12 protein-coding genes and 1 pseudogene are annotated in these 14,908 nt (G+C 61.9%); 8 read left to right on the top strand and 5 right to left on the bottom strand.

Features of this window, described 5'->3' with window-relative positions:
- The first annotated feature begins 186 nt into the window (after positions 1–186).
- From DK391_RS21280 to bfr, 5 genes are all read left to right on the top strand, one after another.
- A complete protein-coding gene (locus DK391_RS21280) occupies positions 187–2,073 on the top strand; it encodes a feruloyl-CoA synthase (RefSeq protein ID WP_109479958.1) in 1,887 nt (628 codons plus the stop codon).
- Positions 2,074–2,234: 161 nt separating this feature from the next.
- Positions 2,235–5,063 carry a LuxR C-terminal-related transcriptional regulator gene (locus tag DK391_RS21285; protein WP_109479959.1) on the top strand — a complete coding sequence of 943 codons (2,829 nt, stop codon included), beginning with the start codon at positions 2,235–2,237 and terminating at the stop codon, positions 5,061–5,063.
- 98 nt (positions 5,064–5,161) lie between these two features.
- On the top strand, positions 5,162–5,473 hold the full coding sequence (locus DK391_RS21290) for a hypothetical protein (RefSeq protein WP_109479960.1): 312 nt from the start codon (positions 5,162–5,164) through the stop codon (positions 5,471–5,473).
- 204 nt (positions 5,474–5,677) lie between these two features.
- Entirely contained in the window at positions 5,678–5,977 is a 300-nt protein-coding gene (locus DK391_RS21295) for a DUF4148 domain-containing protein (RefSeq protein WP_109479961.1), read from the top strand.
- A 92-nt stretch (positions 5,978–6,069) separates the two neighbouring features.
- Positions 6,070–6,549, top strand: a complete 480-nt coding sequence (bfr, locus tag DK391_RS21300) for a bacterioferritin (RefSeq protein ID WP_109479962.1) — start codon at positions 6,070–6,072, stop codon at positions 6,547–6,549.
- 43 nt (positions 6,550–6,592) lie between these two features.
- On the opposite strand, the gene DK391_RS21305 is transcribed toward bfr, so the two are convergent.
- The 3 genes and pseudogenes from DK391_RS21305 to DK391_RS45335 form a co-directional block, all read right to left on the bottom strand.
- Entirely contained in the window at positions 6,593–8,128 is a 1,536-nt protein-coding gene (locus tag DK391_RS21305) for a methyl-accepting chemotaxis protein (RefSeq protein ID WP_109479963.1), read from the bottom strand.
- A 173-nt stretch (positions 8,129–8,301) separates the two neighbouring features.
- Positions 8,302–9,165: pseudogene (locus DK391_RS21310) on the bottom strand (serine hydrolase); the annotation flags it as partial.
- 21 nt (positions 9,166–9,186) lie between these two features.
- A complete protein-coding gene (locus DK391_RS45335) occupies positions 9,187–9,624 on the bottom strand; it encodes a hypothetical protein (protein ID WP_239482906.1) in 438 nt (145 codons plus the stop codon).
- A 118-nt stretch (positions 9,625–9,742) separates the two neighbouring features.
- Between DK391_RS45335 and DK391_RS21315 the strand changes: the two genes are divergently transcribed.
- Together DK391_RS21315 and DK391_RS21320 are read left to right on the top strand one after the other, a co-directional pair.
- On the top strand, positions 9,743–10,642 hold the full coding sequence (locus DK391_RS21315; protein ID WP_109479964.1) for a LysR family transcriptional regulator: 900 nt from the start codon (positions 9,743–9,745) through the stop codon (positions 10,640–10,642).
- Between the two features lie 174 nt (positions 10,643–10,816).
- Positions 10,817–11,566, top strand: coding sequence for a response regulator transcription factor (locus tag DK391_RS21320; protein ID WP_162600885.1), 750 nt, complete (start codon positions 10,817–10,819; stop codon positions 11,564–11,566).
- Here the strand turns inward: DK391_RS21320 and DK391_RS21325 are convergent.
- Positions 11,508–13,370, bottom strand: coding sequence for a hybrid sensor histidine kinase/response regulator (locus DK391_RS21325; RefSeq protein ID WP_109479966.1), 1,863 nt, complete (start codon positions 13,368–13,370; stop codon positions 11,508–11,510). The genes DK391_RS21320 and DK391_RS21325 overlap by 59 nt on opposite strands.
- A gap of 290 nt (positions 13,371–13,660) precedes the next feature.
- Here DK391_RS21325 and DK391_RS21330 point away from each other — a divergent pair, with 290 nt between their 5' ends.
- A complete protein-coding gene (locus DK391_RS21330) occupies positions 13,661–13,924 on the top strand; it encodes a hypothetical protein (protein ID WP_109479967.1) in 264 nt (87 codons plus the stop codon).
- A 103-nt stretch (positions 13,925–14,027) separates the two neighbouring features.
- Here DK391_RS21330 and DK391_RS21335 read toward each other — a convergent pair whose 3' ends face one another.
- The gene (locus DK391_RS21335) at positions 14,028–14,906 is read right to left on the bottom strand and encodes an NmrA family NAD(P)-binding protein (RefSeq protein ID WP_109479968.1); all 879 of its coding nucleotides are present in this window, start codon (positions 14,904–14,906) and stop codon (positions 14,028–14,030) included.
- Positions 14,907–14,908 lie beyond the last annotated feature (2 nt).

Here is a 14,908-nt window from a genome sequence, read left to right on the forward strand (position 1 = left end):
GCACGTCAGTATCGGCAGGTGCAGCCGATGTCACATCGAACGCCGCACACCTCGATCCCCCCCGCATCGGGGAGTCGTCATCGCTTATCCCGCAATTACGCTTCAGGCAGTGTGGCGCGCGCGTTCTCTGCACGTCACACATCTACCAATACGCGACTCAGAGCGCGAACCCTGGAGACACTCCTCATGAAAGCGCCCACCATCGACGCGCCCGGTCAGGTCACGACCTACCGTGACACGCGCATCCCCACGTGGATCACCCATACGGAGCGCCGCGCCGACGGCAGCCTGTTGCTGTGGTCCCCGGCGGCGCCTGCCGTCACGCAGAACGGTTTCGTCGATTTCCTGCCGCATTGGGCGCGCCTGCGCGGCGATGCACCTGCGTTCAGCCAACGCCAGCCCTCGGGCGGCTGGCGCACGGTCAGCTGGAACGCGCTGTGGGAAAGCGTCAAGGCCGTCGCGGCAGCACTGCTCGACCTGGACCTGAGTCCCGGCAAGCCAATCATGGTGCTGTCCGGCAATTCCATCGAACAGGCCATCCTGCTGCTCGCCGCCGAATACGTCGGCATTCCGACGGCGCCTGTGTCGCCCGCCTGGTCTACCGTCAGCCAGGATTTTTCCCGCCTGAAAAGCATCGCGGCGCTTCTCGAACCGGCCGCGATCTTCGTGCAGGAGCGGCAACCGTTCGAGCGCGCGCTCGCCGCGCTCTCCACTTCCGACGTGCAGCGGCTGCCCATCCTCGCTGTCTCGGGCGCTTCGGAAGCGCGCTGCGCATGGGACTCGCTCATTAGCGTGGAACTGACGCCGTCCCGCATCGCAGCGCTCGCCTCCGCGCGCGCCGCGATCCAGCCCGCCGATATATTGCGCATCCTGTTCACATCAGGATCGACGGGGACGCCGAAAGGTGTTCCCGCAACCTACGCGATGCTGAAGGCGTCGATGGCCGGTTTCGCGCATGTGTTCGGCGCGCTGGCCGAGCCGCAGCCCGTGTTCCTCGACTGGATGCCCTGGCATCACACGATGGGCGGCATCTTCGCGTTAGGTCGGATGATGGCGACCGGCGCGAGTTTTTACATTGATGACGGCAAGCCGCTGCCGGGCCAGTTCGAACGGACCTTGCGCAACCTGCGCGACATTTCCCCGACCATTTTCAGCAGCGCCCCGTCCGCGCTGACGATGCTCGCCAGCGAGCTCGAACGCGATCCCGAACTCGCCGCCAGACTGTTCGAGCGGCTCGTCAGTTTCGGCTACGGCGGCGCGAGCCTGCCGAAAGACGCATGGGCGCGGATCCAGCGCGTCGCCGAACGGACCATCGGCGAGCGGATCGGCTTCTGTACGTCGCTGGGCGCGACCGAAACGAACGGCACGGGCACCTATTTCGGCTGGCCGTCGGACGATCTGGGTACGATCGGCGTACCCGCGCCCGGCGTGCAGATCAAGCTGCTTCCGCTGGCGGGCGGCGATGACCGCTACGAAATCTGCATGCGAGGCCCGGCCATATTCGGCGGCTACTTCAAGCGGCCCGACCTGACCGCACAAGCTTTCGACGACGAAGGCTATCTGCGTCTGGGCGACGCCGTGCGTCTCGTCGATCCCGCCGATCCCACGCGCGGCCTGCGTTTCGCCGGACGCGTCGTCGAAGATTTCAAGCTCACCAACGGCACGTGGGTGCGCACAGGCGCCGTGCGGCTCGCGCTGATCGCCCAGTGCAGCCCGCTCGTCACGGATGCCGTGATCTGCGGCCACGATCACGACTACGTCGCGGCTCTTGCCTGGCCGAACATCGCGGCCTGCAGGCAACTGTCACCCGAGCTTGTCACGCTCGATGCGGCGGCGCTGGTGCGGCATCCCGTTGTCGTCTCGGCATTGCGCGAACGGCTGCGCGCGCAACCTGCAACCGGCGCCAGCACGACGGTCAAACGCATCATGCTGATGGCCGAGCCGCCCTCCGTCGACGCCAATGAAATCGCCGACAAAGGCTACGTCAATCAGGCTGCCTGCCGTGCGCGCCGCGCTCATCTGATCGACGAACTCTACCGGGCGATCCCGGCAGAACACGTCGGCTGTATGTGAAGCCAGGTCGCAGTCTGCCCGTGTGGTCCACGTCAACGATGTGGTTCACAGATGCACAGTAGACCTGAATGCCGCCGTACAATGTCTGTGCGTCGGCATGACGGCTAGCCTCATACCGACGCACCCCGGCGTCTATCAAGACTTACTCTATTTCGCGCCGTATGGATTCAAGCCAGCCACCCCGAAAACCGCGTGCTGCCGACGCCGATCATCGGCGGCAGCCGCCGCGCCCCGACGCCCGCGCGCTTGCGCGTGAGCGGCTTCTTACGCAACTGACGGACGCCCGCCGTCAGCGCTGCGTGATTCTCGAAGGCCCGGCGGGTAGCGGCAAGACCACGCTGCTGCTGGCGTGGCGTCAACAGTTGCTGCCGTTCGGTTTCGATGTGGCGTGGCTCACGCTCGGCCCCGAAGACAATGATCTCGCGCAATGGCTCGACGATCTGGTCGCGTGCCTTGCGCGCGTCGATCCCGTCCTCGTGCGCGAGGCCGCGCTGCTGGCGGGCCGCGGCACAGATGAAGAAGCCGTGGAACGCACGCTGGTCACGCTCGTCAGCAGCGCTGGCGCCTTTCCGCGCCATCTCGTTCTGGTACTGGACGATATGCACTGCGCGACGAATCCTGCCATCCACGAAACGCTGCAATGGCTGCTCGACTATGCACCCGCCAACCTGCACATCGTGATCGCGTCGCGCGGTGCAGTGCCTGTGTCGCTCGGCCGGCTGAGAGACCAGGGACTCGCGCTCGAACTGAACATGCGCGACCTGCGCTTCACCAGCGCGGAATCCGAAGAATTCGTCACCGCGCAACTCGGCAATGTCGGCGCACAGGCCGCGAAACGGCTGCATGAACTGACGGATGGCTGGGTGGCGGGCCTGCAGTTGCTGACCGCACATCTGAAGCGCGAGAAGCGCAGCCTCACGGGCGGCCCCATGTCCACCGCCCTGAGCCGCAGCCATCTGCTCGACGCGCGCGGCTTCGCCGAATACTTCGAACGTGAAGTGCTGACGCAGTTGACGCATTCCGAAGTCAGTCTGCTGGAACGGCTCGCGACGTGCGCGACCTTCTGCGCATCGCTGTGTGCCGCAGTCGCGGGCGATAGCGAACAACGCAGTGCCATGCTCGCGCTGCTCGACCGGCTGGAGAGCAATAACCAGTTCGTCGAGTCGATCCAGCAGTCGGGCGGCGAGACCTCGTACAGGCTCAATCCACTGTTCCGCGAAACATTGCTGCAGCGCTTTCGCACGGCGAGCGCGGAGCAGCAGCGGGCGGTTCATCTCGCAGTGTGGCAATGGTTTCGCGAGCACGATCAGCCGGACGAGGCAATCCGCCATGCGTTGCTCGCCGGCGAGACGACGGCGGCCGCCGATCTGGTGCTGCAATGCGCACAGCAGATGCGCCTGAAGGGCGATCTGCGCAAGCTGGTTGGCCTGATGCGCCTGCTGCCCGAAGACGAAATCCAGGCGCGCGTCGGTCTGCGCCTGTGGAAGGCGCGCCTGCAGCTGTACGCGCACGAGTACGAAGCATGCGAAGCGAGCATTGCAAGCCTCGGCGCCGATATTGCACCTGGCGATCATCTGCTTCGCTACCGGCTGGCCATCACGCAGGCAATTCTGGCCGTACAGCGTGACGATGTCGAAACCGTCGCGGCCGTGGAATCGCACTTGCTCTGCGCACCCGACGATTGCGAAACCGTGGATGTCGGCGGCGGCAAGAATATTCTCTCGTGGCTTTATATGCACGTCGGCCGTTTCGAGCATGCGCGTGACATTCAGAGCAGAGCCGCCGCGCACGGCGTGGACGGCGTGCCTCTGCTGGGCAGCCCTGCCGGCAGTCTGTACGGCCGCTGCATCATGGGATTGAGCTATTCGCTCGAAGGCAAGTTCGTGCAGGCCGAGCGAATTTGCCGCGACGTCCTGGCGCAGGCCGATCAACGCGGGAACGAGGCCGTCGAGTCGGCGTGTCTCGCCGTCGCACTGCTCGGCGAAGTGCTCTACGAATTCAACGAACTCGCCGCCGCGCGTCAGCTGCTGCAAGAACGCATCGAAGTGCTCGAACGCGTGTCGATCCCCGATTCGGTGTTACGCGTGCTGATGATCCTGTCTGCCGTGCATTGGGAAGCGGGTCATCGGCTCGATGCCTTCGCGTGGCTCGATCGGCTGGAGGAATACGGCAGCAAGTACCGGCTCGACAGATTGATCGCGCACAGTCTGGCGCAGCGTGTGCAACGGCATCTGCAATGCGGGCAGACGGGCGAAGCCAACGTTGCGCTCATGCGGCTCGACGCGTTGGCGAGCGCCGCGTCTTCGCGAACGGATGCGCTGCACGCGCATATCGCCGTGCAAGCCGCGCGGGCGAACATCTTGTGGAATATGGCGCATGAAAACCACGGCGAAGTGTCGTCGCGCATTCATCCTCTGATCGAGGCCTGCGAGGCGCGTGGCTGGCAGCATCTCGTCGCGCATTTTCAGCTATTGGGCGCCATCGCCGATGCGCGCCTCGGACGCGACCAGAGCGCCACGGAAGCAGTCCAGGCCGCGTTGCGGCGCGGGCATCGGCTCGGGCTGATGCGCACGCTGCTGGACGCCGATCCGCAAGCGCTCGAATTCATCGTGCGTGTGTCGCAGGAGGCGCCGGATGATCCGTTGCTGTCGTTCTACGTTGGCCGCCTTCAGGCTGCGCGACTGACGACGTTGTCGGCGCCGGGCGCGCCGGGCACGCCGGGTGTCCGAAGCAGCGCACGGCCAGCCGGCGTGGATGGCGCAGCAGCGTTGAGCGATCGCGAGGCCGAAGTGCTGCAACTGCTCGCGCAAGCGTTGCCGAACAAACGCATTGCCCGCGCGCTGGCGATTTCACCCGAAACGGTCAAGTGGCACTTGAAGAACATCTACGCAAAGCTTCATGTGTCGAGCCGCGATGAAGCCGTGGCCCGCATACGCGATCTGGGTCTGGGCACGAACAGCATCGGTGTTGCATCCAGCGACAACAGCTAGCGTCGTGCTGGACGGGACTTAATGGAATGGGTAGTCTGTGTGTGCAGGATGACGTTTGTTGGCCGCGCTGACCTTGATCTTCGTCCCGGGGAGGACTCATGGAAGTGAGCACCGAAACGCTTGTCGACATGCTCAAAGAAGTTGAAGCAGAAGATCCCATCGATTACGCAGACCTGCCGTTCGGAGAGCAGGAACTCAGGCGTCTTATCATCAGTTCACTCGTCGAACGTCATCAGAAAGTAGAAACGGGAATGTCCGTCTCCGACGTTCACGCGCTGTATCTGCTGAGCACCGCCAAACTGGTCCTTGAAAATACCGTGCTGCATGCGCGGCTGCTGATTCTTCAGGGACATCGGCTCGACATCGACGCGTTACTCGCGCCTTTCACGCTCAAAGGAAAGCGTAGCTGAGCGATCGCATGCAGACGCGCACGGCATTGCCTTCCGTGCGCTCTCGTTCGAAATATTCCGGCAACCGGAATAGACAGGGTTGTAGAACAGTTAATCCATCAAGGCCTGGATCAGCGCCCGCAGTGCTGGCATCTCGCATGCCGGCGCTGCAGACGTCGCATCCATCCCCGGAACTGGCGCGACCCTTTGAACGAGAGACGCAAGATGAAGCACTTCCCGATAGCCTTATTCATCGCATCCACACTGACGCTGGCCGGATGCGCCACAGGCGGCATGCAGGACAACGCAACCCATCTGACAGCAACGCAATGCCGCGACCTCGCTGCGCTCAGAAACAATCAACCGCTCACGCGCCAGCGAAATCTGAGCGAACTGGCCGCCCTGCGGGAAGCCGGCTACGATCCTTCGATCTGGGACGACCCATACTATCCAGACGATCTGCAAACCGCGCAGAGCCGCGTCGACGGCTGGTTCCGGACTGAGTGCACCGCGTCCGTTCAATAAAAGAAATCGTTATCGTTCACAATCCCATTAACGTCGCATCGCGAATCACCGTCTATCCTGTATGTAGTTTTGCGGGACACCGGGAGCGCGACATGCAAGCTGATCCGAAGGTCATCGAATATCTGAATGCCGAATTGAAGTACGAACTGACGGCGATCAACCAGTACTTTTTGCATGCTCGCCTCTACAAGCATTGGGGTCTGGTCGAACTCGGCAAGCATGAATACGACGAGTCGATCGAGGAAATGAAGCATGCCGACAAGCTCATCGAGCGCGTCTTCATGCTGGACGGCTTGCCCAATCTGCAGGACATGCACAAGCTTCTCATCGGAGAAGATACGCTCGAGGTACTGCAATGCGATCTCAAGCTCGAGACGACTGCGCAGGCCCACCTGAAAGAGGCGATCGCGTACTGCGAATCGGTGAAGGATTACGTTTCGCGCGAAATTTTTGTCGAGATCCTCGATGACACAGAGGATCACATCGACTGGCTGGAAATACAGATCGGTCTCGTCGACAAGATCGGCATCCAGAACTACCAGCAATCTTCCATCGGCTCGGTCGATGAATGATTGAATCCCGGTAGTTCTGTTTCTCGCCGTCTCACGTCAAGCGCTACAGACGGAAACGACCGGCAGCCGCCTTCAGCAGATCGGTTTGCTCCTTGAGCGCGGCGGCAGCAGCTGCCGCCTGTTCGACGAGCGCGGCATTCTGCTGCGACATTTCATCCATCTGCGACACGGCGCGATTCACTTCCTCGATACCGTCGCTCTGTTCGGCTGACGCCGTCGCAATCTCGCTCATGATCGACGTGACGCGGCCAACAGAGGCGCGCACTTCTCCGATGGTCGCACCCGCCTGGCCGACCAGTCGCGAGCCATCCTCGACGCGCGCACTCGACGCATCGATTAGCGCCTTGATTTCCTTTGCTGCCGTCGCGGAGCGTTGGGCAAGCGTGCGCACTTCGCCCGCCACCACGGCGAAGCCACGGCCCTCTTCGCCTGCACGCGCCGCTTCCACGGCTGCATTCAGCGCCAGAATATTGGTCTGAAACGCAATCCCTTCGATCACGCCGATGATTTCGCTCATTCTCCTCGCGCCATCATGAATGTCGCTCATCGTCGCAACGACCTGCGCGACGACTTCCGCGCCCGCGCCTGCGGCGACATTCGTGGTCTCGGCGAGTTCGCGTGCTTCGCGCGCGTGTGCTGCGTTCTGCGACACGGCGCTCGTCAGTTGCTCCATGCTCGCCGCTGTTTCCTCGATGGAGGCTGCCTGCGCTTCCGTGCGTGCCGACAAATCCGCGTTGCCGGCGGAAATCTCCCGTGTGGCCGTCGCGCTCGACTCGCTGCCACGCGCGATCTGCTCGATCATGGCGGCGATGCCAGCCTGCATCTGCCCCACGCTCTTCACGAGCCGCCCCATTTCGTCCTGCGTGTCGAAGCGCAACTGTTGCGACATGTCGCCTTGCGCGATTCTTTCGACATGTTGCACCGTCATTTCAATCGGCCGCGCAATCGCGCGCACCAGTGAAAATCCACACGTGACGCACGCCAGCAGCCCGACACCGATTGCGATCAACGTGAAGGTGAACAGCATGTCGTAGCGATCCTGCGCCGCCTGATAGCGTTCGCCGCCTTGCTGGTTGCGGAACTTGTCGAGTGCGCCCGTCTTTTGCGTAAGAGAGGCCGCGAGCGGCGGCATGTCGACCATGGCGATATGGTCGGCGCGCGTGTGGTCGCCATGGCGCATCGCATCCACCATCGGCTCCAGCGCGCCATGCAGCATCGCGCTGCGCGCGTCGGCCACGGCTTGCGACAACGCCGCTTCGGCATCGGAGGCGGGAATCGACCGGTATTCTTTCCACGCCGCATCGGACACGGACAGGTACGTCAGCGCCTTGTCGATCAGCGCACCGGTATCGGGGGCTTCCGGGTGCAGCAGGACACGGTCGAGTGTCGTTCGAACCACGGGCAGATTCAGATTCGACTTGCCGAGCGCGGTCGCCGCCGCTACGTCGCTTTTGTACGCTTGCGCGACGGCGTTGTTCGAGCCGTGCATGCCCGTGATGCCGAGCGCGCCGCTGATCGCCAGCAGCAGCCCGAGTAAGGCCAGCGTGGCGAGAAGACGAGACTTGATGGTGAGTTTCATGCGACTTCAACAGGTTGAGGGCCAACCCGTGTTATCGGCAGAAACCCGTAGAAACTTCACTGCTGTGCGAAGTCGAGCATGCGCGGTGCAACCCGGATGTGACGCTAGTGTGAAACTGACCTCAAGGCGTCTGAAGAAAGCTCATAACAAGCCATCGCGGGATGCCGACACTGTCAGTGAAGCTGCTTCGCGATCGCGCTATAGAACACCGACGCTTCGAGCGGCAGCGAATCGAATGACGGTTCCGCCTGCGCCCACGTCGACCACTGCACGATCACGAGATGCTCCGCGCGGTTGATCATGATGACCTGACCAAAGATGCCCAGCGCCCACAGCGACTGCTGAAGCGAATCTCCAGGTGCGGGATTCACGCCCTGGGCCGTGACCGGCTCCGCATTGTTCCACCACTGATAGCCATAAAGACCTTGCGGATGCGCCGCCGACACCGACCCTTTGGCATGCGTCCAGTTCGAAGCCTCGTCGATCCATCCATCGGGAAGCATCTTCGTACCGCCCGGCAAGCGGCCACCCTCGAGCACGAATTCGCCGAACCGTCCCCAGTCGTCGAGCGTCGCATTGAAGCCGTGTGCGCCCACATCGTGCTGGCCTGGCTCATACGCGTGCCACACGCCGTCGCTTGCCATGCCGTACGGCTTCCAGATGGACTGTTCGAGATAATCCGCGAGCGGCATGCCGGTGGCGCGTTCGAGCACGTCGCCGAGCAGCCACGCGCCGCCCGAACTGTAGGACCACACCGTCCCCGGCGCATGCACGCGTTTCAGGCCAGTCACGAGCTTGCGCACGCAATCGTAGGTGCCTGGCCGCGCTTCGCATTGCGTGAGCTTCGAAAAGTCGGAGCCTGGGTCGGTGTAGTCTTCCGTCCAACCCACGCCCGATGTGTGCGTGATCAACTGCTTCAGTGTCACGTCGGCCCATGCCGTGCCCGCCAGATCCGGCTCGAAATCGGTCACGGGCTGATCGAGCGACCTGATCTTTCCTTCGTGCAACGCGACACCCACCAGGGTCGACACCACGGATTTACCGACCGACCGCGAGGTTCATAGCGTGCTGTCGGTATTGCCGTTGCCGAGATACTTGTAGGCGACTTTGCCGTTCTTGAGCACCAGCAGACCCGCCACGTTCTGATGCTTAAGATAATCGTCGAGCGTGTAGTGCTTGCCGTGCACCTCATAAGAGACGCGCTTCAACTGTTGCGGCGCACGTGCAAGCGGCTTTGCCGCGCCGTGATGGAATACGTCGCCTGCATAGTTGCGGTAGTCGTTGCGAAAGCCAATCACCCGCTCCGACTGGTTCCATGTGAGCATTTTTTCGGGTTCGGGCAACGCGGCATCGAGCGGCTTTGGGCAGGTCGCAAGTTGAATGCCGCCGCAATTCTGTGTTGTGGCCGCATGCGCGGATACCGTCGCGAGAACGCTGCTCACGAGGCATGTGAGCGCAAAAGCGCGTGTCAGCGAATCGTTGAGTTTCATCTTCATCCCTTCTCCAAGGTTGTTATACGGGCTGCAAATGCGGCGAGTATCGAGCGCACGTGGATAGGGGTCAAAGCGAGTTTCGTGGGAAAATCCCCCGCAAGCAAAGCAGCAGGGACATGGCATGAACGCGTTAAGTTATTCGCTCGCGCAGATCGAAGCGTTCGCGAGCGTCGCGGAACAGGGCAGCATCACCAAAGCTGCGCAGCGCCTTGGCAAAGACCGCTCGACCGTCAGCGAATTGCTCGAATTCTTCGAAACCGAGCTGGGCTATGCGCTCTTCACACGCACGGGTCGCTCACTCACCCTGACGCCCGAGGGCAAGCGGTTGCAGCGTCAGGCACGGCTGCTGCTGCGGCAGGCGCAAGCATTCGGGACGGCTGCAAAAACCCTTTCCAGCGCGATCTCGGACGAGATCAGCGTGGTCTACGATCCCTTCGTTCCTCGCGCGTTCGTGCACGCGCTCATCGACGCTCAGGCCGCGCGTGGCGTCCGTTTGAGTGCGTGGTGCGGCTCGCGTGCCGATGCGGAAGCGGCACTCGTGGCAGGCACCGCGCAACTGGCCATCACCCTCGCGAGAAATCAGAGCGTGAACGGCGAACTCGAATGGCGCGCAATGGGTCGCATCGATATGAGCGTGTATGCAAGCGAAACGCTGCTCGGCAATAGCGAATGGAAAGTGACGCTGCGCGAGCTGGCCGCTTTGCCGCAGATCGTCATGCACCGCACGTTAGACGAGCAATTCGCACGGCAGGTGCAGATCTCCGATCACGTCGTCTTCGTGAATGAACTCGACACGCTTGCACATATGCTGCGCAACGCGCAGGGCTGGGGATTTTTACCGACCCACCTGCACGCCGAACGTTGGCCAGGCGTTCAGATCATCGACACGGAAATGGGCAGCGACGGGCTCAGCCACGCGATCGTCGCCGTGTGGAAACCTGGCACGGCGAGTCAGACGGCCATCACGGATACGCTCGAGGTAATCGATACGTTGTGGAAGGAAGTGATGGCGCTTCCATGATGCTGGGTTTCCGCTCGGATATACTCGATTCGTCTGTCGTATGGCTGGACACTGACCAGCCTGCACGGTTAGCCGCATGGATTGCGTTCGAATACGGTTCTTCGCGACCGGTTTCAATCGAACGCCGCGTGCTTCGTCCATTTGTATGTGCGTGTGCAGCCAGGGGACGATGAGATGCGTGTACTGCTCGTCGACGATCACGAGCTCTTCAGGGCAGGCCTTGCACTGCTCATCAAAGAGCTTTTCCCCGATGTCGAACTGCTGCATGCGAATACCTTGTCGCGCGGCGTCGAGCTCGCCATCGCCGAGCACCCGGACATCGTTTTTCTCGATCTCGAACTTCCCGACGGCCACGGCTGCGACGCGCTGATCCAGCTAAAAGACGCACGTCCGTTCGCGCCTGTGGTCGTCGTGTCGGCTGACGAAAGCGTCGAATCCATCGGTCGATGCCTCGAATTGCGTGCGATGGGCTACGTGCCGAAATCGTCTTCGCCTGAGGCATTGCATGCCGCGATCGTTGCCGTCCTCTCAGGCGGCGTGTTCCTGCCTGCGGCCAGCATCATCGGTCTCAAGCGCGCAGCAGGCACCGATGATGTACAGACAAGCCAGCCAGCCATCGCGCAACCGGCCAGCAACGCCGAGCCCTGGAATGCGCCCGGACTGGGACTCACGCCCCGTGAGTTCGAAACGCTCACGTGGCTCGTGCGCGGCCTGCCTTCCAAAGCCATCGCATCGAAGATGGGGCTCGAAGACATCACGGTACGCAAGTACATCAGTCATCTGCTCGCGCATTTCAATTTGCGGCGCCGCACGGAACTCATCGTCATGCTGGCGGAAAAAGGCATTACGCTTGGCACGCCTGCAGTCATGGATCGTTTGCATGATCCAGATTCATCTTCCGATGAACGCTCACGTACCGGCTGATCTCCGTCAGCAGGTCTGCGGGAGCCGACGATTTGCGCAGCAGCACGAATGGCTGAGGGAAGTCGCGCAGCACGTGATCGGACAATAATTCGCCGGTGATGAACGCCACGGGAATAACGCCCGACCACGCGAAGTGACGTCTGAGCCGCTCAGCCACCTGCCGGCCCGTGGCGCCGTCGCGCAGGCGAATATCGGCGACGATGAGATCGGGAATGCGGCTGTCGTCGGCAATCATGGCTTCGAATCCCATCATCGACTCTGCGGCAAGCACCAGCGCGCCAGCACTTGAAAACAGACGCCTCAGCCCTTCGAGAACAACAGGCTCGTCATCGCATAGAAGGATGAACGTGCCTGTGAGATCGGGCGTGTAGCCGTTAGCATCGCGCGCGTGTGCGCCAACGGCAGGCGTTACCGCCGACAACGCCGCATAAAGAGAAAAACGCGATCCGCGCCCTTCTGTGGACGCAAAGCTCATACTGTGTTCCGGCAGGATCTGGATCGCCCGATGCACGATCGACAGGCCCAATCCCAGCCCTTTCGAACGGTCGCGCCCCGGATTGTTGATCTGGTAGTACTCGGAGAAGATTGCGTCGCGATAGGCAGGTGCAATGCCGATGCCCGTATCCCACACGTCGATTCGCAATCGTCCATTCAGGCGCACCCAGCCGAGCACGACACCGCCTGTCGACGTGTTCTTGATCGCATTCGATACGAGATTCGAAATGGACCGCTTGAACAGCGACCGGTCGGTTTCGATGGGCGGCGCAGTGCCGCGGCGTCTGGCGATTCTCAGATCGATGCCGCGCAAGCGGGCCATTTCCCGGTATTGCCCGACGACCTCGGCCAGCAAGCCCTGCGTATCGACGGAAACGACACGCGGCACATAGGAACCCAGTTCGCTGTAGTCCTGAATATCCTTGAACATGTCGAGGATGTCGGACGCAGTCTCCTCGATCACATCGAGATCGCGATCCACGGCTCGTCCGTCCTGGATCTTCGTCCGGGCGCTCCGGATGAAAAGGTTGATAGCGGCAAGCGGCTGCTGGATGTCGTGATACGCCGATGAAAAGAATCGCTCCTTCTCCCTGACGAACTCCTGCATGCGCCTGTTCTGCTCGTTGACCGCGCGCGACGCGGCTTCGACGCGCGCCTTGGCCGCACGCAAGGTGCGCCGGTACATGAATTCGCGCCGCGCGGCGCGTTCGAGCGGAATGCTCAGCAGCACGCCGACAACCGACATCAACGGCAACATCGTGGCATGCGCAGTGACCGACTCGACGCGGAGTTGAACACTGCCGCCAACGGGCTTGAAATACAGCATGACCAGATAACTGACGACGCAAATTCCAATCAGCCAGATGGCCGTGATCACTCGCAGCCGAAGGGCCATGAAGATCAGAAAAAGCGAAAACAGCAGCACGGGGTAGACCTCCCGCCAGCCGATGTCGCCCGGATAGAACTGCAGCATTCGCACGCAGGCGAACCAGCAACTGAGCGTCCAGAGACTGAGCAGGCCAACGGCCCAACGTTCGTCGAGTGCGCGCGGGGTCCAGACCAGCACGGGAATCGCCATTCCGATGGCTGCGCCGACTCTCAGGACGATCAGTTCATTGTGGTGCAAATGAGCGGGATCGATGACGTCGAACCGGCAGAAGTCGCGGAGAGAAAACAGCATCCACAAGCCGGTGAAGATAGCGATGGCGAGCCTGCGCTGTCCGGAGAACCTCCGCGCGTAATCGCTTCGGAACGCGCGCTCCTGAGCCGCCGAACTGAACCTGCGCACGCTGAGGCCTGACGATCTCATGACGACGCTCGATCAGGAAATTCGCTGCCTGGAGAAAATACAGCGGAAAAGGCAGCGGGCAATTCAAACAGAATAGCAGCCCGCTCTGCAAAGTCATACCTACAAATGTAGCGCCCGGAACGCGCTTGCCGGTTTCTGAATGCCTACATCTTTCCGTATCCGGCGCCTGCGCATCGCCTACTTACGTGGGTAGCGACAGCGCCCGGGGCGGCCGAGAATCGTTGTGACAGCATCGGCAAGCAGGCGCCGAGGTGGATGTCACTGCAATTCGCATCGGAAAGGAGGTACTTATGAAAGCAGTCCTGTTCGTAGCGGGTGGACTACTGTGCACATGCGCCTGGTACGCCAATGCGCAGACCATCCAGCCCAATCCGGCGGCAGACGTGCAGACCAGCGCCGACACGTCGGAAGGCCCGGACGCATCGGCGAATTCCATGTCGGGCGCGCCTGCCATGATGCATGGCAAAACCCGCGCAGAGGTCTATCAGGAACTCGTACGCTCGCAAAAGAATGGCGAGGCAGCGTGGATACAGGAGTTCTATAAGGGCAGTTGAGCGAGGGCCGTCCGGCACTGCGTAGTGTCGTCATCGCTGGCGTATTGCACGTTGCAAGCTGTGACCGACACCCGCAGTGTTTTGCTCTAACGCGCTGACGTTGTCATTCTTTCGACCACGTCGCCGCGCAGTGCTTTACAAAGTCGCGATACGACCGCGGCGGCCGGCCAAGCAGCGCACTCAAGCGTTCCACCTGCGCCGCCGTCGCCGCAGCACCATCACGTTGATAGCGCTGCATCATCAGGCGCATGTCGTACGCGAGCCACGCAGGTGCCACGGATTTCAGGCGCGTTTCGAGCGCCGCGAGATCGTCGCCGCCATACGCGATCTGACGTTGCAATGCTTCGCTCCACGTCGCGCTCACCCAATCTGCTGTCACGACATCAGGCCCGACGAGTTCATAGGTGTCGGCCGCTAAGGGCGCGCCCGCACGCTCACGCCGCAACAGTTCGCGTGCGGCCGCATCGCCGATGTCGCGCACATCGACCATCGAAATGCCTTTCGCGCCGATCGGCATGCCGTAGACGCCGTGCTTCAGCAGCGCATCCTTCAACCGGACATCGTTCTGGATGAAGTAAGCCGGGCGCAGAATGGTAACGGGCAAGTCGAACTGGCCGATCATGCGTTCCACCGCAAACTTGCTCGCAAAGTGCGGCACATCCGTGTAGTCCTCGCCTTTGAATACCGACAGATAGACGATCCCCTTCACGCCTGCTTCGCGCGCGACGCTCAGCGCCTGCAGCGCCTGTGTCTGCTCGTCGGCTGCGTTCGGCGCGAGCAGGAATAGCGTGCTGACATCCTGCATCGCCGCGCGCAATCCATCGATGTCGGACAGATCGCCTTTGACGGCGCGCACGTACGGCGGCAGTTGTGCATCGTCGGGTTTGCGCGTCAACGCACGAATGTCTGCGCCGCTGTCCTTGAGATGCGCGAGCACCTGCGTGCCGACGACGCCGGTACTGCCTGTTACGAGAATAGCCATGT

Source organism: Paraburkholderia sp. C35, assembly GCF_003121405.1.
In the GTDB taxonomy this organism is placed as follows: Bacteria; Pseudomonadota; Gammaproteobacteria; order Burkholderiales; family Burkholderiaceae; genus Paraburkholderia.

Coding starts and splice junctions, on each gene's coding strand:
- DK391_RS21305 (WP_109479963.1), bottom strand. CDS start 8,128: ATGAAACTCACCATCAAGTCTCGTCTTCTCGCCACGCTGGCCTTACTC.
- DK391_RS21330 (WP_109479967.1), top strand. CDS start 13,661: ATGAAAGCAGTCCTGTTCGTAGCGGGTGGACTACTGTGCACATGCGCC.
- bfr (WP_109479962.1), top strand. CDS start 6,070: ATGCAAGCTGATCCGAAGGTCATCGAATATCTGAATGCCGAATTGAAG.
- DK391_RS21280 (WP_109479958.1), top strand. CDS start 187: ATGAAAGCGCCCACCATCGACGCGCCCGGTCAGGTCACGACCTACCGT.
- DK391_RS21320 (WP_162600885.1), top strand. CDS start 10,817: ATGCGTGTACTGCTCGTCGACGATCACGAGCTCTTCAGGGCAGGCCTT.
- DK391_RS21325 (WP_109479966.1), bottom strand. CDS start 13,370: ATGAGATCGTCAGGCCTCAGCGTGCGCAGGTTCAGTTCGGCGGCTCAG.
- DK391_RS21285 (WP_109479959.1), top strand. CDS start 2,235: ATGGATTCAAGCCAGCCACCCCGAAAACCGCGTGCTGCCGACGCCGAT.
- DK391_RS21295 (WP_109479961.1), top strand. CDS start 5,678: ATGAAGCACTTCCCGATAGCCTTATTCATCGCATCCACACTGACGCTG.
- DK391_RS21335 (WP_109479968.1), bottom strand. CDS start 14,906: ATGGCTATTCTCGTAACAGGCAGTACCGGCGTCGTCGGCACGCAGGTG.
- DK391_RS21290 (WP_109479960.1), top strand. CDS start 5,162: ATGGAAGTGAGCACCGAAACGCTTGTCGACATGCTCAAAGAAGTTGAA.
- DK391_RS45335 (WP_239482906.1), bottom strand. CDS start 9,624: ATGAAGATGAAACTCAACGATTCGCTGACACGCGCTTTTGCGCTCACA.
- DK391_RS21315 (WP_109479964.1), top strand. CDS start 9,743: ATGAACGCGTTAAGTTATTCGCTCGCGCAGATCGAAGCGTTCGCGAGC.